Annotated in this window: 17 protein-coding genes; 11 read left to right on the forward strand and 6 right to left on the reverse strand. The window is 69.7% G+C overall.

Features of this window, described 5'->3' with window-relative positions; all coding sequences use genetic code 11:
• Window positions 1-32: 32 nt before the first annotated feature.
• Window positions 33-659 carry a dTMP kinase gene (gene tmk, locus IPJ59_RS02440; protein ID WP_293269584.1) on the reverse strand — a complete coding sequence of 209 codons (627 nt, stop codon included), beginning with the start codon at window positions 657-659 and terminating at the stop codon, window positions 33-35.
• Between the two features lie 246 nt (window positions 660-905).
• Between tmk and IPJ59_RS02445 the strand changes: the two genes are divergently transcribed.
• Complete coding sequence (locus IPJ59_RS02445; protein WP_293269585.1) at window positions 906-1,736, forward strand: hypothetical protein; 831 nt, start codon at window positions 906-908, stop codon at window positions 1,734-1,736.
• A 79-nt stretch (window positions 1,737-1,815) separates the two neighbouring features.
• Here the strand turns inward: IPJ59_RS02445 and IPJ59_RS02450 are convergent, their stop codons facing one another.
• A complete protein-coding gene (locus IPJ59_RS02450) occupies window positions 1,816-2,163 on the reverse strand; it encodes a PilZ domain-containing protein (RefSeq protein WP_293254416.1) in 348 nt (115 codons plus the stop codon).
• A gap of 158 nt (window positions 2,164-2,321) precedes the next feature.
• On the opposite strand from IPJ59_RS02450, the gene era reads away from it, so the two are divergent.
• The 3 genes from era (at window position 2,322) to IPJ59_RS02465 (ending at window position 6,647) form a co-directional block, all read left to right on the forward strand.
• Entirely contained in the window at window positions 2,322-3,308 is a 987-nt protein-coding gene (gene era, locus IPJ59_RS02455; RefSeq protein WP_293254419.1) for a GTPase Era, read from the forward strand.
• Window positions 3,305-4,750: a ribosome biogenesis GTPase Der gene (gene der, locus IPJ59_RS02460; protein WP_293254422.1), complete on the forward strand. Its 1,446-nt coding sequence runs from the start codon at window positions 3,305-3,307 to the stop codon at window positions 4,748-4,750. The genes era and der overlap by 4 nt, the downstream gene beginning before the upstream one ends.
• Window positions 4,751-4,955: 205 nt before the next feature.
• Window positions 4,956-6,647 (forward strand): vWA domain-containing protein, encoded by a 1,692-nt coding sequence (locus tag IPJ59_RS02465; protein WP_293269586.1) that lies wholly within the window; start codon window positions 4,956-4,958, stop codon window positions 6,645-6,647.
• Between the two features lie 53 nt (window positions 6,648-6,700).
• Here the strand turns inward: IPJ59_RS02465 and IPJ59_RS37510 are convergent, their stop codons facing one another.
• Window positions 6,701-7,594, reverse strand: a complete 894-nt coding sequence (locus tag IPJ59_RS37510; protein ID WP_366524522.1) for a DNA-processing protein DprA — start codon at window positions 7,592-7,594, stop codon at window positions 6,701-6,703.
• A 42-nt stretch (window positions 7,595-7,636) separates the two neighbouring features.
• Between IPJ59_RS37510 and IPJ59_RS02470 the strand changes: the two genes are divergently transcribed.
• The 3 genes from IPJ59_RS02470 (at window position 7,637) to IPJ59_RS02480 (ending at window position 9,896) form a co-directional block, all read left to right on the forward strand.
• Window positions 7,637-8,026 carry a hypothetical protein gene (locus tag IPJ59_RS02470; protein ID WP_293254428.1) on the forward strand — a complete coding sequence of 130 codons (390 nt, stop codon included), beginning with the start codon at window positions 7,637-7,639 and terminating at the stop codon, window positions 8,024-8,026.
• Between the two features lie 160 nt (window positions 8,027-8,186).
• Window positions 8,187-8,771, forward strand: a complete 585-nt coding sequence (locus IPJ59_RS02475) for a hypothetical protein (protein ID WP_293254431.1) — start codon at window positions 8,187-8,189, stop codon at window positions 8,769-8,771.
• A gap of 15 nt (window positions 8,772-8,786) precedes the next feature.
• The gene (locus IPJ59_RS02480; RefSeq protein ID WP_293269587.1) at window positions 8,787-9,896 is read left to right on the forward strand and encodes an S-(hydroxymethyl)glutathione dehydrogenase/class III alcohol dehydrogenase; all 1,110 of its coding nucleotides are present in this window, start codon (window positions 8,787-8,789) and stop codon (window positions 9,894-9,896) included.
• 21 nt (window positions 9,897-9,917) lie between these two features.
• Here IPJ59_RS02480 and hutH read toward each other — a convergent pair whose 3' ends face one another.
• Window positions 9,918-11,456, reverse strand: a complete 1,539-nt coding sequence (gene hutH / locus IPJ59_RS02485; protein ID WP_293269588.1) for a histidine ammonia-lyase — start codon at window positions 11,454-11,456, stop codon at window positions 9,918-9,920.
• Window positions 11,457-12,104: 648 nt separating this feature from the next.
• Between hutH and IPJ59_RS02490 the strand changes: the two genes are divergently transcribed.
• A complete protein-coding gene (locus IPJ59_RS02490) occupies window positions 12,105-14,057 on the forward strand; it encodes a serine/threonine-protein kinase (RefSeq protein WP_293254440.1) in 1,953 nt (650 codons plus the stop codon).
• Window positions 14,058-14,315: 258 nt separating this feature from the next.
• On the forward strand, window positions 14,316-15,956 hold the full coding sequence (locus IPJ59_RS02495) for a serine/threonine-protein kinase (protein WP_293269590.1): 1,641 nt from the start codon (window positions 14,316-14,318) through the stop codon (window positions 15,954-15,956).
• A 216-nt stretch (window positions 15,957-16,172) separates the two neighbouring features.
• Here the strand turns inward: IPJ59_RS02495 and IPJ59_RS02500 are convergent, their stop codons facing one another.
• On the reverse strand, window positions 16,173-16,562 hold the full coding sequence (locus IPJ59_RS02500; protein ID WP_293254446.1) for a hypothetical protein: 390 nt from the start codon (window positions 16,560-16,562) through the stop codon (window positions 16,173-16,175).
• A gap of 101 nt (window positions 16,563-16,663) precedes the next feature.
• On the reverse strand, window positions 16,664-17,779 hold the full coding sequence (locus tag IPJ59_RS02505) for a hypothetical protein (protein WP_293269591.1): 1,116 nt from the start codon (window positions 17,777-17,779) through the stop codon (window positions 16,664-16,666).
• 328 nt (window positions 17,780-18,107) lie between these two features.
• On the opposite strand from IPJ59_RS02505, the gene lepA reads away from it, so the two are divergent.
• Complete coding sequence (gene lepA / locus IPJ59_RS02510) at window positions 18,108-19,916, forward strand: translation elongation factor 4 (RefSeq protein ID WP_366524541.1); 1,809 nt, start codon at window positions 18,108-18,110, stop codon at window positions 19,914-19,916.
• Window positions 19,917-19,923: 7 nt separating this feature from the next.
• A complete protein-coding gene (gene lepB / locus IPJ59_RS02515; RefSeq protein WP_293269592.1) occupies window positions 19,924-22,326 on the forward strand; it encodes a signal peptidase I in 2,403 nt (800 codons plus the stop codon).
• Window positions 22,327-22,330: the final 4 nt, after the last annotated feature.

The raw sequence follows: 22,330 nt of genomic DNA on the forward strand, positions 1-22,330 counted from the left end.
CCGGGGCTTTGTCTGTGCAACCCCAGAGCCACTTACAAGCCGAGCTCGATGAGCGCCGCGCACAGGGCCGCGGTGACGACCTCGGGCGGGCGATCGCCGTCGATCACGCGGGTTGGACCAAGGCCTGGTCCGTCGCGGAAGCGCCGGTAGTGGTCGGCGATCCGCTGCTGCAGGGCGAGTGCGTCGAAGCGCTCCTCGACCGCGGCCCCCTCGGCCGACCGCCGCTGGACCCGGGCAAACGCGACCTCGGCGGGGACCTCGAGCACGAGGGTGAGGTCAGGCTCCGGGGCGCGAGCGTTGATCTCGCGGACCCATGCGGCGTCGCAGTCGAGCGACTGGTACGCGAGCGAGGAGAGGAGGTAGCGATCGCTCAGGACGACCGCGCCGCGTGCCAGAGCTGGGACCACTTCACACGCGACGTGATCGACGCGGTCGGCGGCGAACAGGAGGGCGAGGGCCGCGGGATCGAGGGCCGTCGCCCGGACCGCGAGACGCTCCCGGACCAGGCTACCGATCGCCCCACGGCTCGGCTCTCGCGTCTCCAGCACGCTGAATCCTCGCCCGCCAAGCCATTCGGCGAGCGCGCGCGTTTGCAGCGTCGTGCCGCTCCCGTCGATCCCCTCGATGGCGATGAAGCGTCCCCGTGGCTGGTCGGCCATGCGGGGCGGAGCGTATCAGAGCCCGCCCGAAGGCGGGGACCGTGGACACGCGGATTGCTCGCCCGACGGTCCACACCATGGCACACTCGCCGACGACCCGGCCCCTCCGGGCCACAGGAGACGCTCGTGAACCACGCCCCGACGCCGCCCTCGTCCACGTTGCCCATCGGCAGCAGCAGCGACCCCACGCGCGGGGCACCGGCACCCGCTGGGCCGCAGTATGTGCCGGCGCAGATCGGTGTCGCCGTGCAACTGCCTGGGGCGGCGCAGCAGTCATATCCGCAGCAGCAGCAGCAGCAGCAGCAGCAGCAGCCGTATCCGCAGCAGCAGCCGTATCCGCAGCAGCCGTATCCGCAGCAGGTGCAGCAGCAGCCGTATCCGCAGCAGCCGTATCCGCAGCAGCCGTATCCGCAGCAGCCGTATCCGCCGCAGGCCCCGCCGCAGGCCCCGAATCGCAACGACGAGCTCAACACCGGCGGCGCTCGTACGGTGTTCGAGTTCACCGGTGTGCATGCCGGACAGAACGCCAGCAAGGGGACCTTCATCGGCAACCTGGCGTCCATGCCGGACACGGGCAATGGTCGGCCCGACCGCGGCGCGAGCAACCTGAGCCGCGGCGTCCCTGCCTGGCTCATCCTGCTCCTCGGGCTGGGCGTCGTCGGTGGCGGTGTGGCCTATGCGACGCTGTCTCCGCAGGGCACAGCGGAGGCTGCGCCAGAGGTCCCTGCTCCGGCCCAGGTGACCGCCCCCCCGGCACCGGTCGTCACGCCGCCACTCGCGGGCACACCCGGGACACCGGCCGCCGGCACCCCCGTGGTCGGCACGCCGGCACCAGGCACGCCTCCCGCAGCAGGCACGCCGGTAGCGGGCACGCCTCCCAGCACCCCAGCAGCCAACACCCCTGCACCGGCGCCCACGCCGGCGCCGGCGCCGGCACCCGTGGAGAAGAAGCCCGCTGCGAAGCCGAAGCCGAAGCCCGCGCCGAAGCCCGCGCCGAAGCCGGAGCCCGAGCCAAAGACGATCAAGCCGAGCGGCAAGCCTCGCGGCCTCGACGGTCTGCCACCGCCGCCAAAGTAGCAGTCGCGGCCGTCGCAGCCGCACGTGAGACTGGCCCCGAGGACATGTCCCCGGGGCCAGCTGCATTCTGCGACCCTGCTCAGTGCAGGCGATCGTCCGCGACCGGGCCGCCGATCTCGGGCACGAAGCGGAGGAAGCGGAGCCCCACGCCAGACAACGCCTGCAGCCCGGTGGCTCCGGCGTACTGCAGGTAATAGTGGTTCTGGACGCGGGCGATCGCGCAGATCGCCGCGTCGTCGCCGACCACCTGGAAGCGGACGATGACCTTGCTGCGCAGCGGCAGCGGCTCGGGCATCTCCACGAACATCCCGCTCTCCGAGATGTTGCGGGCCACAAACCACTGCTCGCCGAACTCCTCCGAGAAGACGAGGACACGGAAGAGCTTGTCGATCCGGGCGGTGGCGCGGCGTTCCAGGGCGACGGTCATGGCGGCAGCATCACCTTGTCGGGACATGGAATCAAATATCCTACATGTACGACATGATGTTCTCTAGAACTGGATGACGGCGTGCGGGGGGTCATGGTCGCGCCATGGCTGGGCGCTTGCCTGCGCCGGGGATTTGGCCAATAACCCGCGCTCGACCGATGTCCCGTGAACCACAAGCGATCCCGTCCGTGCCAGTCATCGCGGACAATTTCCGCGCTGGCCGGGTCGGTCTATGTGGCCGGCCAAACGTGGGCAAATCGACCTTGCTCAACGCGCTCGTGGGGGCCGAGCTGGCGATCGCCACCCGATTCCCGCAGACCACGCGTGAGCGTCTGCTCGGCGTGTGGACCGGACCCGGGCACCAGGCAGTGCTCGTCGATACTCCTGGGATCCACCGCGCCAAGTCGGCGCTCAACCGCTTCATGGTCGACGAGGCGCTCCGCGGGGCCCGCTCGGTCGACGTGTTGCTGCTGCTCGCGGAGGTGCCGATGTTGGCCGACGCAGCGGCGGCCGAGCTATGGGAGCCAGGCGAGGGCGCCATGGCGGCCCTGACGGCGCTGGCTGAGATCGGAAAGCCGATCACGCTGGTGCTGACAAAGGTCGATCGCCTGCATCCACCGGAACTTCTGTTACCAGTGATCGCCCGCTGGACCGGGCTCCACGGCTTCGCGGCCGTGCTGCCGGTCAGCGCCCACACCGGCGCCGGGCTCGACGATCTGCGGCGTCACATCATCGCTGGCCTCCCGCTGGGCCAGCCGAGGTTCGACGAAGATCAGCTGAGCGACCGCAGCATGCGCTGGCACGCTGGCGAGCGGGTGCGGGCGGCCCTGTTCCGCCACCTCGGGGACGAGCTGCCCTACGCGTGCGCCGTCACGATCGAGGCGTTCAAGGAGCAGCGGCGGCCCGAGAAGGACATCATCCGCGCGACGATCCACGTCGAGCGGGAGAGTCAGAAGCCGATGCTCATCGGCAAGGGCGGGCAGACGATCAAGGCCATCTCGATCGACGCACGCAAGGCCATTTCGGGGCTCACAGGACGCGCCTGCGACCTGTTCCTCAACGTCTCGGTGACCGCCAACTGGACCCGCGACGCCGCGCTGATGCAGCGCCTCGGTCTGCACGAGGCCGTGGGAGGAGAATCGTGAACAACGAGGACGAAGACGAGATCGCGGCCGAAGCGGACGCCGCAGCCGATGTGGCCGCCGCCAGCACGCCGGTCGCCACCAGCCTCGTGGCCATCGTCGGCCGGCCGAACGTTGGCAAGTCGACGCTGTTCAACCGCCTCGTGGGCGCCCGTCGGGCGATCGTCGAGGACCGCCCAGGTGTCACCCGCGATCGTCTCTACGGGGCCGTGAACCACGATGGGCGCAGCTACCTGGTGGTCGACACCGGCGGCCTCGACCTCGATGAGGACGATGGCCTGATGCGGCACATCCGAACGCAGGCCGAGATCGCCATCGCCGAGGCTGACCTCATCCTGTTTGTGGTCGATGTGGCCGAGGGCCTGTCGAGCGACGACCGCGAGATCGCCGAGCTGCTGCGGCGCTCGCATCGCCCGCTGCTGGTGGTCGCCAACAAGTGTGACAACCCAGCCCGCGAGGTCGACGCGCACACGATGCACGAGCTCGGCCTCGGCGAGGTGTTCCCGGTCTCGGCCGCGCACGGGCGCAACACCGCCGAACTGCACGAGGCGATCCTGGCCCGCCTGGCCCACACCGCCCCGGAGGGCAGCGTGGTGGCCGTTCCCGAGGGCACGCGCATCGCCTTCATGGGCCGCCCGAACGCCGGGAAGTCGACCCTGATCAACGCCTTGTTGGCCGAGCCGCGGGTGATCGTCGACGCCGAGGCCGGGACGACGCGGGACCCGATCGACCTCCCGTTCGTCTTCAACGGTCAGCCCGTCGTCCTCATCGACACGGCGGGCCTGCGGCGACGCAAGCAGATCGACAAGGCCATGGAGAAACTGGCCGCGATCAAGGCCGTGCGGACCATGGAGCGCACCCAGGTCGTCGTCCTTGTGCTCGACGCGAGCGTCGGCGTCACCGACCAGGACCAGCGGATCGCCCGCATGGCGCACGAGCGCGGCAAGGGCGTGGTCGCGGTGCTCAACAAGTGGGATCTCGTGGCCCGCGACAAGAAGGCCGCGCACGCCGTTTGGGCCCAGGCCCAGGACGAGCTCGCCTTCCTGGAGCGGCCCTTCCTCATCAAGACGTCCATCGTCGGTGCTGGCCGCGATCTCGGGCAGGGCAGGGCTCGTGGCCTCGACGAGCTGCTCGAGGCCTGCCTGCACACGGCGAAGGCCCTGGGCCGGCGGATCTCGACCGCCGATCTCAACGCCGAGCTGGCGGCCGCGGTCGCGGACCACTCGCCGCCGATGTTCGGGCCCAAGCCGGTCAAGCTGTTGTTCGCTACCCAGGCCGAGAGCGATCCCCCGCTCATCGTGATCTCGGCCAACCACGGCCGCTGCCTGAGCCCCGCGTACGAGCGCTACCTGCTGCGCCGCTTCCGGACGCGCTGGAATCTGCGTGGAGTGCCCGTCCGCCTGGTTGTGCGGGGTCGGGGTAAAGGCAACCACGAGCGCGCTTAGGCCGCTGTCGTCGTTCCTGGCCCCCAAGGCCCCGGCCGTCGTGCGAAGCCCCGGCAACGCGGCCGGATCGTAGCCGAATCATGGCCGAATCATGGCCCCTTTGCGTCTGGCGCCTGCGCGCCCGCGCCCCCCTCGTAGTCCTTTACATGGCGGCTGTCCTTTGCGATGGTGGCTGGCGTAGGGCTCGCCCCGCGGAGAATTCACAATGTCGCGTGCTTTTTCTAGCTCCCGCTTCGCTACTCGTCTGTCCGTCTGCGCTGGCACGGCGCTGCTTCTCGGCGCCTGTCTCGACCACCCGCTCAAGCCCGTCGTCTACGACAAGACGACTGAGGACGAGACGACCGTCGCCATCGCCATCAACAAGGACGTCGACATCCTCTTCGTGATCGACAACTCGGGCTCGATGGCCGAGGAGCAAGCGCTGCTGTCGAAGAACTTCGCGGCGTTCATCGGCGTGCTCGAGGCCGACGACGTGCTGGCGAACTACCGCATCGGCATCACGACGACCGACTCCGGCAACCCTCGCTGCCCGGCCGCCACCTACAAGCCCGAAGGCGGCAATCTGGTGCTGTCGAGCTGCCTCGATCGCATCGACCAGGGCGAGTTCAGCTTCAACAGCGTGGACTTCTCGACGACCTGCAGCGACTACTGCACCAAGCGCGACCAGGACCTGATGGTCCGCCCCACGGCGACCGCGGTTGACAAGACCGAGGCGCCGCGCAAGTGGATCGAGCGCATCGAGAAGACCTCGAACATCGCCGGTGTCGCCGACAACACCGAGGCTTTCCAGTGCTACGGCCCGCAGGGCGTGGCCGGCTGCGGCTTCGAGTCCCACCTCGAGAGCATGTACCTCGCGCTCGCGGCGGCGCAGAGCAAGGACTCGAAGAACAACTACGGCTTCCTACGCGAGGCCGCGATCCTCTCGATCGTCATCATCTCGGACGAGGCGGACTGCTCCTACAACCCGGATCCGGAGATCAAGAAGGTCTTCACGACCAACAAGGTGTTCTGGAACGACCCCGCTGTGGACACGGCGCCCACCTCCGCATTGTGCTGGCGCGCAGGCGTCGATTGCACTGGCGGCCCTGGCACCTACACCGAGTGCCACGCCCAGGACTGGGACAAGGACGGCAAGAAGACCGACGACCCCACGGCCGCCGTCCTCCAGCCAGTCTCCAAGTACATCGACTTCGTGAAGAAGATCGAGATGGCCAAGCAGGAGATCGACGGCAACCAGCGGGTGCTTATCTCGCTGATCAACGGCGTGCCAATCGGCTACGAGAAGTTCGACACCGAGATCCCGTACGAGGACCTGCCGGCTGACGACGACAACCAGATCAACTTCGGCATCGGCCCCGGCTGCATCCTCGGCGACCCGAAGATGCCCGAGGCGATCGCGGTGCCGGCGGTACGCGAGCGCGAGTTCGCGGAGGCCTTCCTCGACGACCCAAAGAAGGAGCGCAACCTCTACTCGATCTGCCAGCAGTCGTACGCTGGCGCCCTCGAGTCGATCGCCACCAAGATCCGCGACCAGATCGTCCCGGCCTGCATGCCGAGCTGCGTGCGCGACAAGGACCGCACGACCGAGGTACTGGACCCCAACTGCCGCCTGATCGAGACCGACATCGACGGCAACGAGACCGACATCGTGCAGTGCAAAGAGGTGAACGGGGAGTGGACCGCCGGTGGTGGCGCGACTGTCTGCTTCGCCACGCTTATCGACAAGAACGGCAAGCAGACGCTGAGCAAGATCGACAACATCTCCGACTACTGCAACGACGAGGGCTTCAACCTCGAGTTCATCCTCGTCCGTTCGGCGCCCGCTGCTGCAGGCACGACGATCTCGGCGAACTGCGAGCTCTCTGACAACCGCACCCTCGACTGCCCGAACCTCTGAGTCGGCGTCGTGTCCAGTCGCCCCGACCGCTCTGCGGCCGGGGCGTGCTGCGTTCAGGCTCGGCGGTGGTAACGGCCAGGTGGCGACTCGATCACCAGGCCAAGCAGTTCGGCCGACACGAGCGCTGCGCAGCCTCGCCCGGGCTCACCCAGGTCATCAAGGCCGACCCCGCGAGGTCCCGCAGTATCGAGGGCTTGTGCCAGCCAGCGCAGCTCTTCCGGCCAGGGGAGGGCCGCTGCGACCCCCGTGGGTGTGTCCAGCCAGTCGAGCACGGCGGCCATCAGAGCTCGAGGGTCCGGGGCGAGGGCACGTGCGCCACGGACGACGAGATCGGCGCAACCAGCCGAGCCGAGTAGCGCCGCGGTCGCAATGCGGCGTCGCAGCGCCAGTCCTCCCGTGCCCCATGAGCCTGAACGTGGGGCCGCCTCGGCGACGATTACCGCCGTCGCCGCGGCGACCACGATGGCGTTGCGACTGGCGAAGATACCGCGACTAGGGCCCACGCCTGGAGGCACTGCGAACAGCACGCCCGACCCTGGAGTCGCGGCGATCTCCGCGAACAGTCCGGCGTGTTCGGGCGGGTAGGGGGCCTCGGGACGGGACGGCACGATCGCCAGTTGGGGCACCCCCGCAGCGAGCGCCGCGTGATGTACCGCGGCATCGATGCCTCGCGCCCCACCGGATACGAGTGCGTGGCCGCGGGCCCGCGCCGCAGCCACGATCGCGGGGACACAGGAGCGCTGCAGCTGGTGAGCTGCTCGACTGCCGACAACGGCGAGCCGCGGCACTGGCGGCAAGACACCATGGAGTTGCCACACACCGCGACCCGGGAGTCCGAGCAGCGCCGCTGGCACCGTGCGAGGGCTGTGCATCATGATCGCGGTTCGGCCAGGGATCTCGGCCTGTTGCGCCAGTAGCCGACCGGTTTTTGTGAACTCGCCGGTCATCTTTGCCGTGATCTGTCGTCCGGGTCGGCGACACTCACCCGCGTGTCGCTCACTCAGTCCAAGCCCCGCTCCCTCCGAGCCCTCCTTCTCGGCATCACCTGCACCCTCATGCCGCTGACGGCGGCGGCGGCCGACAGCCCTGGCAATCCCGGCTACGTCCAGGACATCGTGCTCAACGGCACCAAGAGCGAGGTGTACATGCAGTATCAGGGGGCTGTGATCCTGCTCGAGGGGGACACGGTCAGCGCGGTCCGCCGCGAGTATCGCTGGGGGGGTTCGGTGTGCTCGGGGATCGCCGCGAGCGACGAACAGGTCCGCTACCTGTTCGAGGCGATGCGGGCCGGTAAGTCGCTACAGATCGTGCCCAGCTACAAGCTCGGTGCCGGCGGTGCACGGTGCCTGGTGGCCCTGAAGATCCGTCTGCGTCCGTAGCCGGCACAGGCCGTCGGGCCCTGACAGCGATGTCTGGCCGTGTGCAGTAGGCGCCCTGGAGATCTCGCACCGGACACCTGTCATCTCGTTGTAATGATTTGCAAAATGGGCGTGGCGGGACCTCGCCCGGTCCCTGCACAGCCGGTGACCGAGGTCTGTCATGTTCACCCGCACCACCCTGTTGCTCGCCATCCTGTTCGCCGCCCCGGCTTGCGGGGTGGACCGCGACCTCCAGGGCGAGACCGGCGTCACCACGCTGGACGACGCGGGAGATGACGGTGAGCCGGTCGATGGGACGATGGACCCATCCTCCGACAGCGCCAGCGACACCGGTGAGCCGACCGCTCCGCCCGAACTGCTGCTGGCCTGTGATCTTCCGGTCGCCTGTGAGTATCCGGTCGAGTTGGTCCGCGATTCGGGCAACCAGGCCTACGCGGACAGCGATCTCTGCGCCCTCACGGCCTTGGCCAGCGGTGCCGCCGGTCTCGTACAGACGGTCGCGGTCTTCAACAAGGCCGAGTCCTACCTAGACCACATGCTCGTAGCTCCGGGTCAGGTGCTCCGTCAGGCCCACGGCCGCTCTGACGGACTCGGCCTGTGGCAGAAGCCGGTCGAGCGCTGCACCCTGCGCAGCGCCGATTTCTTCGCCGCATGCATCGATGGCTTCGACCCCGAGTGCCTCGATCCCGAGATGTGGGTCGAGGGCTGCGAACTCCTGCCCAGCTTGACCTGCCCCGAGGCGTGATGCTCAGATGCCCGCGTGAAGGTTCAAGCCGCAGTCGCACGTAGCGCAGGAGCCCCGCTGACCCTCGAGACCGTCGATCTCGAGGGTCCGCGCGTTGGCGAGGTACTCATCGAGATCAAGGCCACCGGGGTGTGCCACACGGACGCGTTCACGCTGTCCGGGGCGGACCCCGAGGGTCTGTTCCCCGCGATCCTCGGCCACGAAGGCGCTGGTGTGGTGGTCGAGGTCGGCCCGGGCGTCAGCTCGCTGCGCCCCGGCGATCACGTCATCCCGCTCTACACACCGGAGTGTCGCCAGTGCAAGTTCTGCCTGTCGGAGAAGACCAACCTCTGTCAGGCGATCCGCGCCACGCAGGGCCAGGGACTCATGCCCGACGGCACCAGCCGCTTCTCGCAAGGGGGTCAGCGACTGTTCCACTACATGGGCACCTCGACCTTCGCCAACTTCACGGTCGTGCCCGAGATCGCGGTGGCCAAGATCCGCGAAGACGCGCCCTTCGACAAGGTCTGCTACATCGGCTGCGGCGTGACCACCGGCATCGGCGCCGTGATCAACACCGCGAAGGTCGAGGCCGGCGACAAGGTCGTGGTGTTCGGGCTCGGCGGGATCGGCCTCAACGTCATCCAGGCCGCGCGCATGGTCGGCGCCGACATGATCGTCGGCGTCGACTTGAACCCTGGCCGCAAGGCCATCGCCGAGAAGTTCGGCATGACCCATTTCGTCAACCCGAACGATGGTGTCGGCGATCTGGTGGCCTACCTCGTCAACCTCACCGGCGGCGGCGCCGACTACTCCTTCGAGTGCGTCGGCAACGTGACGGTGATGCGCCAGGCGCTCGAGTGCTGCCACAAGGGTTGGGGCACTTCGGTGATCATCGGGGTCGCAGGCGCCGGCCAGGAGATCAGCACGCGGCCGTTCCAGCTGGTCACGGGTCGCGTGTGGAAGGGCAGCGCCTTCGGCGGCGCCAAGGGCCGCCGCGACGTGCCGAAGATCGTCGACTGGTACATGAACGGCAAGATCAACATCGACGACCTCATCACCCACACCCTGCCGCTGGCGAAGATCAATGACGCCTTCGACCTCATGCACCACGGCGAGTCGATCCGCAGCGTCGTGACCTTCTAGCGGTCGGGGGGCGCTCGGAGGCTAGAGCTCAGAGGGCAGCTGCGCGGCGGACCGCAGCTCGCCAGCGGCGATCGCCGCCGCCAGGCGCTCGATGTCGGCGGACATGCTGCGGTCGCCGGTGAAGGGCCCCGCGTGCGCCCGGATCGCCGCGTGCACCCGCATCAGGCGCGGGCTGCTCGGGATGCCCCGCAGGTCGATCGCTCGTGCGGCGCTGATCGCCTCGATCGCCAGCACGCAGGCCAGGTTGTCGACCACCGCCCGCAGCTTGCGCGCCGCGATCGGCCCCATGCTCACGTGGTCCTCCTTGCCTGCCGAGGTCGGGATCGTGTCGACGCTGGCCGGGAAGCTCAGGGTCTTGCACTCGCTCGCCAGCGCCGAGGCGGTGACGTGCGCCATCATGTAGCCGCTCTCGAGACCCGGATGATCGGCGAGGAAGGCCGCGAGCCCGCGTGAGCTCGCGGGGTTCATCATGCGATCGATGCGGCGCTCGCTGATCGTCGCCAGGGTCGTCAGCGCCGCGGTCATGTGGTCGATCGGCACCGCCACCGTCGCGCCGTGGAAGTTGCCGCCGCTGACCACGTCGAAGCCGCCGTCGTCGCGCGCGAGCACCAGCGGGTTGTCAGTGAAGCTGTTGACCTCGATTCGCAGCGCCGCGGCCACGTAGGCGAGCGCGCCGCGGACCGCCCCGTGCACCTGCGGGATGCAGCGCAGGGAGTAGGCGTCCTGGACCTGGCCGCAGTCGCGGTGCGAGTCGTTGAGCGGCGAGTCTGCGACCAGGAGGCGCAGGATCTCGGCGCTGCGCCGCTGGCCTGCGTGCGGCTTGCCGGCGTGGATCCGCGGATCGCTGGCGGCGAGGGTGCCGAGCAGCGCGTCGAGGCTGAGCGCGCCGAGGATGTCGGCGGCCGCCATCAGCTCGGCCGCGTCGACCACCGCGAGCGCGCCGATCGCCGTCATCACCTGGGTGCCGTTGATCAGGCTGAGGCCCTCCTTCGGGCCCAGCGTGAGCGCTTGCAGCCCAGCGCGCGCGAGGGCCTCCCGGGCCGGCAGCACCTGTCCTTCGAACCAGGCGTCGCCCTCACCGATCACGACGAGCGCGAGGTGGGCGAGCGGCGCGAGATCACCGCTGGCGCCGACACTGCCCTGGCTCGGCACCACCGGACGCACGTCGCGCGAGAGCAGGGCGAGCAGGAATTCGGCGAGCTCCGGCGAGACGCCCGAGGCCCCGAGCGCCAGGGTGTGTGCTCGCAGGAGAAGCAGCGCGCGGACGATCTCCCCCGAAAGCGCCGGACCGACGCCGACAGCGTGGCTGCGCAGGAGATTACGCTGCAGCGCCCCGAGCTCCTCGGCGGCGATGCGCGTCTCGCTGAGCGCCCCGAAGCCGGTGTTCACGCCGTAGATGATCTCGTCGCGGGTGAGCGCCGCCTCGAGGTGATGTCGCGTGCGGCGCAACTCGTCGCGGGCCGCAGGCGCGAGCTGGGTAGGCGCGTGGTGACGGGCGACCCAGTGCACGTCTGCCAATTCGAGCGTGCGACCGATCACGACGGGTGCGAGGGGCTGCATCGGCGGCGAAGAGTACACCCCCCAACCGCGCCCTGGGCGAGCGTTGACCCCGCACTGGCCACCGTCTACGCTGGCGCAGTCATGAAGCGCTGCCCAGCGTGCGGCACGGTGTACTCCGTGGCCCAGGGCTTCTGTCCGATGGATGGGGCCGCCCTCGCCGAGGACCCTGCCCCAACGCCCATCGCCGGCGCGGCGGGTCGTGTGGCGTGGCAGCCGTCGCGCGCGTCCGCGGTCGAGGGTCCGGGTGGATCAGGCGGGGCACCAGGCGGGTCTGGGCGGATCGGCGTGTTCGCGCCAGCACCGGGACCTGGCAGCACGGCTGGCGGCTTCTCAGTGCCGCCGCAGGCCAGGCCTGCACCTGAACTCGACGGCGTGCCGGTCGCCCCCGAACCGAGCGAGACCGGCACTGCGCTGGTGCCTCCCGTCGCCGCGCCCGGAGCGGTACGCCCGGTGTCGGCTGCCGCCGCCCCCGCGCCCGCGCGCACGGTGATGGCCTTCGTCCCGCCCAGCGCTCGCGAGCCGATGCGGGCCCCGGGCCCCGGCGCGCTCGGTTCAATCGACGCCGCGAGGCTGTCCTCGGGGCCAGGTGCCGTCAGCTTGGCGCCAAGTGTGGCAACCGCGGGGAGCGGCGGCACTGGCCTCGCCGCCGTGCCCTCGGCCCCGGCGGTGCAGCGGGTCGAGGGCGCCTTCTTCCCCGCCGGCGGCCTCGCGCGCCCGCGCAGCGACGGCCCCGCGCCGAACTCGTGGGAGGAGTCGCTGATCGGTCGCGTGCTCGACCAGCGCTACCGCATCGAGAGCTGCATCGGCGCTGGCGGGATGGGCGTGGTCTACAAGGCCACCCACGTCATCATCGACAAACCTCTGGCGATCAAGATGTTGCGCGCCGAGGTCGCCAACCAGCCGGACGTCATCAAGCGCTTCTTGCTCGAGGCCCAGCTGGCTTCACGGGTCAAGCACCCGAATGTTGTCGACATCAGCGACTACGGCCAGATCGCCGGCCAGACCGCGTACTACGTCATGGAGTACCTGGTCGGCGAGACCCTCGCGCATCGCATCGACAGCGGCGGGCGCGTCGAGCCGGCGCTCGCCGTCGACATCGCCGTCCAGACGGCCCAGGCGCTGCAAGCCGCCCACGACGGCAAGATCATTCACCGCGACCTCAAGTCGGAGAACATCTTCCTGTGCGAGCGCCCCGGCGGCGGCGTTCAGGTGAAGATCCTCGACTTTGGCATCGCCCGGATCCGCGACAAGAAGACCCGCCTCACCGCGATGGGCGCGCTGATCGGCACGCCGGCGTACATGTCCCCGGAGCAGGCGCAGGGCGCCGACGTCGACGAGCGCAGCGACCTCTACGCGCTCGGCGTGATCCTGTTCGAGATGCTCGCCGGCCGGGTGCCCTTCAAGGCGGCGACGGTGGCGATGATCCTCAGCGCGCAGATCTTCGACGCGCCGCCGCGCCTGCACGAGATCGACGCCAGCGTCCCCGACCTGCCCAACCTCGAGCACGTCATCCACCGCTTGCTGGCGAAGAACCGCGACGAGCGCCCGCGCGACGCCGCCGAGGTCATCCACCTGATCAAGACCGCCGCCGAGATCGATCTGACCGCAGCCACCGCGGCGGGGCCGGCGAGCGGCGTCAGCAGCGGGGGCAGCAGCGGCGCCAACAAGCGGCGCGCCACTGTCACGATCGGTTCATGGTCAGTCGCCGAGAACCCATCGGGCCTGCAGCGGGTCGACGCGCAGGCCCCCGCCGTCGCCGGTGAGGCGCGCAGCACCCCGAGACCCGACGCCGACGTGGTCGTCCCGCGGCCCGTCTCCGCGTCGGGCCGGATCCAGCGGCGTCCCAGCGTCATCGTCCCGAGCGGCACCCCCGTCGAGCGCATCGCGGCCCCGCCGACACGCCCGCCGATCACGGGTGAGCACGAGGCCCGGCATTATCCGACCGGCGTCAATCCGGCCATCCGCAGCGCTGGTCCGCCGATGATCCTCATCATCGCCGCCGCTGCCAGCATCGGCGCGGCGATCACGGTGACGCTCTACAAGGTTTGGCGGCGCAACCAGGCGCCGATCAGCGTGCAGCAGCCGGCCGATCTGGCGGCGCCGCAAGTGGCGATGACCCGCCTCACCTTCGAGTCGGAGCCGGCCGGCGCCGCCGTCTTCACCGAGGCCGGTGAGCGCTGGGGCGTGACGCCCTTCACACGCGAGCTGTCGGCCGCGAGCCCGCGGACTCGCGTCGTGTTCAGGCTCGCCGGTCACGACGACCTGGCCCTCGACGTCTCGGCCGGCGAGAGCACACGCCACAAGGTCCTGCTGCGCCCGCGGATCGCCGCACCCGCGCCCGAGATGGCTCCAGCGCCACCAGAGCTCACAACGGCGAGCGGGCTCGGGACCGCGAGCGCGACCGGGCCATCCGCCGATGAACCCACCGCCGCGGACCCGGCAAAACCAGCCGTCGCAGCCAAGACGAAGCCGGCGAAACCGCGTCCCGAGGCCCCGTCCAAGGCCCCAGCGGAGCCCGGCCCGCCGCCCAAGCCCGCCGACCCTGGCGATGATGGTGAGCTCGACATGGGCGAGCTCAAAAACCCGTTCCGCAAGAAGTAGGCTAGCGTACGCGCTGGCGCAGAGACGAAAGCCATGGCCGAAAGTCCGCAATCCAGGTCCGCCGCCGTGACGATGCTGCGAGGCTCCGAGCCAGCGCTCGCACAGGTGAGCGCACCAGCGGATGTACACGTCGGCTCACCGGGCGACAGACTGGGCGACAGACCGGGCGACAGACCGGGCGACAGACCGGGCGACACGCCGACGCGGGCCCCGGCCACCGATGCACCTGTTCTTTCAGACAGCCCATATGACGCCGCGGTGCTGCTCGCCCCGGCGCCCGCGCCCGCCCGCGACATCTCGGGCACGCTGCTGCTCGATCGCTACCGCCTGCTGAAGAAGCTCGGTGAGGGCGGCATGGGCACCGTCTACCTCGCCGAGCACGTCACCATCAAGAAACGCTGCGCGATCAAGCTGCTCAATCCCGAGTACGCGCACAAGGAGGAGCTGGTCCAGCGCTTCCTGCAGGAGGCTCGCGCGGCCTCGATGATCGCCCACGAGAACGTCGTCGAGATCACCGACTTCGGCGCCGCGCCCAACGGCTCGGTCTTCTTCGTGATGGAGATGTTGGTCGGCGAGGACTTGTCCGACACCATCAAGCGCGAGGCGCCGATGCCGTGGTCGCGGGTCGCCCCGATGGCCCTCCAGATCTGTCGCGCTCTCGGGGCCGCGCACTCCAAGGGCATCGTCCACCGCGACATGAAGCCCGAGAACTGCTTCCGCGTGGATCGGCACGGCAACGCCGACTTTATCAAGGTGCTCGACTTCGGCATCGCCAAGGTCACCAGCGACGACCCGGACGGCACGGGCGGGCGGCTCACCAGCACCGGCATGATCTTCGGTACGCCGACCTACATGAGCCCGGAGCAGGCCCAGGGGCAGCGCGTCGACCTGCGCTCCGACATCTACGCGCTCGGCGTGATCCTCTACGAGCTGCTCACCGGCAAGGTCCCGTTCTCCGCCGACAACTTCATGGGGATCCTGACCAAGCACATGTTCGACGAGCCGCCGGCTCCGAGCGTGGCCGCGCCGAACGCCGACATCAGCCCCGAGGTCGAGGCCGTCGTGCTCAAGTGCCTGCAGAAGGACCGGGCCTTCCGCTTCCAGACCATGGAGGAGCTGGCCGCCGCGATCGTCGCGGTGGGCACCGGCGCCAGCCCGGTGACCGTCGTGCCCGAGGCCCGCGCCCGCCCGATCAGCGAGGGTCGCCCGACCGCATTCCTCTCGCGCAGCGACTCCTCACCGCGGCCGCGCGCCGCGGGTGAGGTCACCCTGGCCGAGCCCCAGCGCGAGCCGGGCCGTCGCCGCGGCTTGCTCGTCGCCTTCGTCGCCGGTGTCGCGGTCGTGGGCGGCAGCGTCGCGGCCCTGTTCGCCCTCGGCGGCGGCGACGATCCTCTGCCCATCCCACCGGTCGCCGTCGTCGCGCCGCAACCACCGCAGCCGATCGTGACCCCGCCGCCGCCGGAGCCCGACCCGGAGCCCACACCCGTCGCGCCCGCGGCGAGCGATCCACGGGTCCACGTCATCAGCAACGTCGCCGCCGAGGTCTTTGATGCCGGCGATGGCACCCGACTCGGCGCGACCGGTGACGTCGGCTTCACGCTCCCGCAGGGCGGCGGCCCGCGCAAGGTGCTCGTCCGCGCCAGCGGCTACGAGGACCTCGCGCTGGAGATCGAGCCCACGCCCGACCTCCGCGTCGACGCCGAGCTCAAGGCGAAGAAGCCGGTCATCGCGGTCAAGCCCGGCAAGCCGAAGCCCGGCGATCCGAAGCCCGGCGATCCGAAGCCCGGCGATCCCGGCAAGGACCCGGGCCCCGCGGTCGAGCCCAAGCCCGTCGATCCGAAGCCCGTCGGATCGATGGGCCTGAAGAACCCATTCGAGACGCGCAGCACCGGCGGCTGATCGCCGTTACATGCAGAAGCCCGGCTGCAGAAGCCGTTGACGCACTCCTGTCCTTCGGGACAGGCGACATCGGGGCAGGTGCTGACGTCTTGTTGTGGCACAGCTTGTCGAACTCGGTCGCCGCGATCAACACACCTGCCCTTGCGAGCATGTCGCAACGGTCATGTCGCAGCGATCGCTGCAGCGTGCCCTCGTCGCTGAGGCGGGACGCGGCGCTCACGTCGGCGAGTAGATCGTGAACAGCTCGACGTCGGTCATCGCCACCAGGCGGTAGGCGTGCTCGCCCTCGAGGATCGGCACCGAGCTGGCCGGCACCAGCTCGACGCGATCGATGTTGGCGTCGCTGCGGGTCTCGAGCAGCGCGCGGCCGCCGGTCAACATCACGAACATGTCGCGCCGACCCTTGGTCGAGATGGCGACCTGCTCCCCCGCTCGCACCCGCAACACCTTCGCGGTGTAGCCGCCCGCCTTGGCCCACACGAATTCGCCGCCGAAGCTGCGCACCTCGAAGGGGGGCCCGTAGTCGTCATCCGCGACGGGCGCCTCACCGTCGACACCCTCGACCAGCTCATCCTCGGGTGCCTCGGCTCGGTCCTTGTGCTCCATGTCGGGAGGATATCGCGGCCTGGGGGCGTTTGGTGTGCCGGTCCAGGCCGAACACAGTTCGCGTCGCTCGCCCGCGCGATCCCCTGCGCACCGGCGCCCCCTCAGGGCTTCGGCGTCGGCGCAGGCTGTTTCTCGCCGCCCGCAGGCTTCGCCGTCCCAACAGGCTGCGCCGCGTCGGGCTTCACCGTTGGCGGCGCGGGCTTCACCGCGGGCACATCGGGCTTCGCCGGCACATCGGGCTTCGCGGGCGCCTCGGGTTTCGCCGCATCAGGCTTCGGGTCAGCTCCAGTCTTGCCCTTCGCCCCGGCCTTCGCCTTCCCGTCCGGCCTCGCCTCGCCCTTGGCCACCTTGCCCCCGCCCTTGCCCTGGCCACCCTTGCCCTTCGCAGGCTCGGCCTCCGTGCCCTTCGCGGCCTCGGGCTCGGGCGGCGGCTCGGCGCTCGGCGCCTCGACAAATTCATCGCCGACGGCGGCGCGGGCCTGCATGCGCCGCGCGAGCGCGGCCTGGGCCCGGCGGGCGACGTCCTGATCCCAGTTGTCGACGTTGCCGTCGCCGTTGGTGTCGTAGCCGACGCGGTCGATCTGGCCGCGGACGAAGAAGGTGAAGGTGTCGGGCCGGCCGTCGCGATCGCGGTCATGGTCGATGCGGACCAGCTTGCCCTTGTCATAACGCCGCCACGCGTCGACGTAGCCGTCGTGATCGAGGTCCTGCTCGTCGAGCTCGATCTTGCCGTCCTTGTACGTGCGACCGAGGTCGATGCGACCGTCGTAGTCCTGGTCGTACTGCTCGCGCACGAGATCGCCGCGCTCGTCGTAGTGGAGGAAGGCGTCGAGGCGACCGTCGCGATCGAGGTCGACCTGCTGGCAGCGGATCTTGCCGTCCTGAGCGCCACCCTGATCACCAGCCACCGTGAGGGTCACCAGATCGGCGCGCCCGTCCTGGTTGAGATCCTGCTGCAGCACGCGCTTGCCGGCGGCGTCGCAGTGCTGGCTGTCGACCCGCAGCGGGATCAGCGCGACCTTGCGCAGCGGCACGATCGGCTCGACCTGGGTCGCCGCCTTCATCGTCGCCGCCGCCGCCTCGGCGCCCTCGACCCCGCCAGGCTCGGCATCCTTCGCGCCCTTGTGCTTGCCCGCGCAGCCCGCCAGTGATGTCCCGAGCACGAGCACCGCGATGCGTAGCCACGACAGACGGCGAACCGGGGCAGGGCAGGGCAAGACGAGGCTACTGTAGGCGAAGCGCCCGGCCGGCAGCAAGCTTCACGCCGGAGCCGCTGTGGCGCCGGCCCGGCCGTCTCCAGTCAAGCGCTGCGTGTCCTTCACGCGCCGGGTGCTGCAGGCCAGACCCGGCGCGGGCCCCGATGTGACCGTGCTCCGGGTCCGAGAACGCCGGCCGATGACCCAGCGGATGATCGAGCCGAGGTCGTGCCCCGATGTGACCGTGCTCCGGGTCCGAGCGCGCCGGGCGGGCCGGTCTCGTGCTACGTGTGCGGGCCTCTTTCTGGCGCCCTCCGGATCGCGCATGACCCAATCGTCCTCTCGCTTGATGGACGCGGCGGCCCCTGAGCTGCCCACCATCCGCAGCTTCTGCATCATCGCCCACATCGATCACGGCAAGAGCACGCTCGCCGATCGCCTGATGGAGTTCACCGGCCTGCTCACCGCCCGCGACAAGGCCACGCAGTACCTCGACCGCATGGACATCGAGAAGGAGCGGGGCATCACGATCAAGGCCCAGGCCGTACGCATGAAGTACACCTACGAGGGCGTCGAGTACGCCCTCAACCTGATCGACACCCCCGGCCACGTCGACTTCGGCTACGAGGTCTCGCGCAGCCTGGCCGCCTGCGAGGGCGCCCTGTTGGTCGTGGACGCCGCCCAGGGCGTCGAGGCCCAGACCCTCGCCAACGTCTACCTCGCCCTCGACGCCAACCTCGAGATCATCCCCGTCATCAACAAGATCGATCTGCCGAGCGCCGACGTGGCCGGCGTCAAGGCGCAGATCGAGGAGGCCGTCGGCCTCGATACCTCGGACGCCCTGCTGGTCTCGGCGAAGACGGGCATCGGCATCGCCGAGCTGGTCGAGGCGATCATCCTGCGCATCCCGCCGCCCCGCGGGGACCGCAGCGCCAAGGTCAAGGCCCTCATCATCGACTCGTGGTGGGACAGCTACAAGGGCGTCATCTCCATCGTCCGCGTGTTCGCTGGGGTCCTGCGCGCTGGCGACAAGATCCGGATGATGGCCACCGGCAAGCACCTCGACGTCATCGACGTCGGCGCCTTCGCGCCGGACATCAAGAGCTACCCGGACCTCGGCGCCGGCGAGGTCGGCTACCTCATCGCCAACATCAAGGAGGTCGCCGACTCCAAGGTCGGTGACACCGTCGCCGCCGCCGACGACGACGACGCCGTCCCGCTCGCCGGCTTCAAGGAGGTCCTGCCGATGGTGTTCGCCGGCGTCTTCCCGACCGACAACGCCGACTACCCCGAGCTGCGCGACGCCCTCACCAAGCTCACCCTCAACGACGCCAGCGTCACCTGGGAGCCCGAGACCTCGCTCGCCCTCGGCTTCGGCTTCCGCCTCGGCTTCCTCGGCCTGCTGCACATGGAGATCATCCAGGAGCGCCTCGAGCGAGAGTACGACCTCGACATCATCACCACCGCGCCGAGCGTGAAGTACCGCGTCACGCTCAAGGACGGCGAGGTCGTGATCATCGACAACCCGGCCAAGATGCCCGAGGTCGGCGATTATCAGTTCATCGAGGAGCCGATGATCATCGGCCGCATCCAGCTCCCGGAGGAGCACCTCGGACCCATCATCAAGCTGTGTCAGGACCGCCGCGGCGTCCAGATCGACCTCAAATACCAGACCTCCAAGCGCGTCCAGCTCACCTACGAGCTCCCCCTCGGCGAGGTCGTGTTCGGCTTCTACGACCACCTCAAGAGCCTGTCCCGCGGCTACGCCAGCCTCGACTACGACCAGGGCGAGTACCGCCGCTCCGACCTCTGCCGCGTCGACTTGCTGGTCAACGGCGAGCGCGTCGACGCCCTCAGCCTCATCACCCACAAGGCCAACTCCTTCAACCGCGGCCGCGACCTCTGCGTCAAGATGAAGGATGAGATCCCCCCGCAGCAGTTCGAAGTGGCCATCCAGGCGGCCATCGGCAGCAAGATCATCGCCCGCACGACGGTGAAGGCGCTGCGCAAGAACGTGCTGGCCAAGTGCTACGGCGGCGACATCTCGCGCAAGCGCAAGCTGCTCGAGAAACAAAAGCGCGGTAAGAAGCGACTAAAGGCCGTCGGGAACGTGGAGATCCCGCAAGGGGCCTTCCATGCGATCCTGAAGATCGACTGAGCGACGCGTGACCCAGGCAGACCCGACAACGAGCACCGTCAAGCCCGGGCCGGCGCCCAAACGCCGCAAGGTCAGCCACGTGAAGGCGGCCGCCGGCCTACTCCTCAAGGAGAGCCGCCGGATCCTCAAGAAGCACGCCGCCCGCATCGCCGCGGTGCCGGCTGACGCGATCCGCGAGAGCGTCGACCGCCTCGAGCGTCAGCGCGAGGCCGGCGCGTGGGAGCAGGTCGAGGACGAGTGCGAGCGCCTCGACGAGCTGCTCCACCAGCACGCCAGCTTCGCCCGCAAGAGCGCCGCCCGCGAGACGATCGAGAACATCGGCATCGCCATCCTCGTGGCCCTGGCGCTGCGCTCGTGCCTCTACGAGCCGTTCAAGATCCCGAGCGGCAGCATGATGCCCACGCTGCGATCGGGCGACCACATCTTCGTCAACAAGTTCGCCTACGGCATCCAGATCCCGTTCACCACCACGGTGGTCGGCGGCTTCATGGGCGCGCCGCGCCGCGGCGACGTGATCGTGTTTCGCTACCCGGTCGACGAGTCCGAGGATTTCATCAAGCGGGTCATCGGCCTGCCCGGCGACACCGTCCGCGTCGAGGGCAACAAGGTCTCGATCAAGCGCGAGGGCGACGCCGACTTCGAGGAGCTCGAGCGCACCAAGCTGCCCGAGAAGTGCCTCGACGACGCCGGCGAGAGCACCGTGCCGCACTGCGCCCTCTACGAGGAGCACATCGACGGGCGCAGCTACGTGGTCCGCTACATGAGCAGCGCCGACCCGCGGCTCGGCGGCCAGCGCCGCTTCGGCGAGTGGACCGTCCCGCCCGAGCACTTCCTGGTGATGGGGGACAACCGCAACCAGAGCCACGACAGCCTGGCCTGGACGCGCCAGGTCGAGGCCGTCACCGCCGACGGCCTGCTCGGCGTCAAGGACCTGCGCGACCTGACCCCCGAGAAGCTGTTCACGCTCAGCCGCCCCGACGAGACCAACACCCGCGAGGACTCCAGCTACGACCACGTCGTCTACATGGCCGACCACGCCTCCGACGCCCACGAGCTCCGCCTCGAGCTGTGGCGCGACCCGGTGCTCGGCACGACGCCGGTGTTCGAGACCCTGGTCGCCCAACTGAGCACGCCCGCGACCGACGCGGCGCCCACCATCAAGCGCGGCAGCTTCGCGGACCTGTGGAATGTACCCGGGATCGAGAATGACTCGCAAAAGGCCCGCCTGGCCCGCCTGAAGGCCGCCGGAGCCAGCATCGGCGAGGTCGCATGGACCCGCGGCGAGGTCGCCTACGAGGCCGTCGTGCAGCTGCCCAGCGCGCGCGCCGTGCTGCAGATCCGCTGCGGCCTCGCCGTCTGCCGCAAGGACCTGTGGCTCGCCGATCAGATCGCCGAGGTCGTCGCACGCTTCGACCGCGATCGCAGCGCCGACGCCCGCGCGTTGCTCGAGGGCGACCGAGAGATCCGCTACACGCCGCACTGGACCTCGCGCGGGCCCCGGGCCGACAAATTCGTCGAGCGCAGCTACGGGCCAGCTGTTGGGCCAGCAGTGCGGCCCGCAACCCAGACGCCCGAGCCGACCGCGGCTGGCCTGGTCCGCCTACGGGCCTGGCGAGCCCCGGACGAGCCCGAGACCTTCCTGCGCGACGCGGCCCTGCGCGCCGCCGGCAGCTCGCGCGAGCAGGCCAAACAGATCATCGACGAGACCTTCGACGACGCCTGGCTCGCCCGCGACGACGACAAATTCACCTTCGTGCGGGTCGACGCCACCGCCCAGGTCGTGTTCGTCCTCGAGTGCGGCGAGCAGCGCTGCGCCAGCGAGGCCGACGCGCTCACCCTGGCCAGGGCCGTGCAAGCGCGGGTGCCCGCCGCCAGCAAGGACCGCAGCCGGCTGCCCGAGCTGCTCACGCCCAGCGATCTGCCCGGATGGAAGGAGCTCACTCCGACCACGCCGCCGCCCGAGCGCGACGAGTACGATCGCCTGCGCCTCGACGGCTCGATCCGCGACGCCGCCTACAGCGTCGACATCGAGGTGTGGCTGCGCCCGATTGAGGGCCTGGAGATCAAGCGCGCCGCGCTCGCAGCCGAGATCACGGGCGGTGCCCCCGACGAGGGCGTGGCGCCGGGCGCCGTCTCGGGGCCTCTGTCGGTCGGGCAGGGCACCCAATTCGTGTTCGCCGCGCCAGCCACCGAGAGCCTCGTGCGCCTGCGCTGCAGCAGCGGCCTGTGCCCGAGCCCAGCCGAGGCCCGCGCCCTGGCGACCCGCGCGTACCAGAAGGCCCAGGACGCCGGCAACTTCATCGACCCCACGGCCGAACGCCCGCGACCCTACGTGCCCCGCGGCAACGTGAAGGGCCGCGCCGAACGCATCTGGCTGCCGCCGAACCGGTTCTGGCTTCCGGTCCGCTGAGCGC

Origin of the sequence: Nannocystis sp., from assembly GCF_016714285.1 — a bacterium.
Lineage (GTDB): Bacteria > Myxococcota_A > Polyangia > Nannocystales > Nannocystaceae > Nannocystis.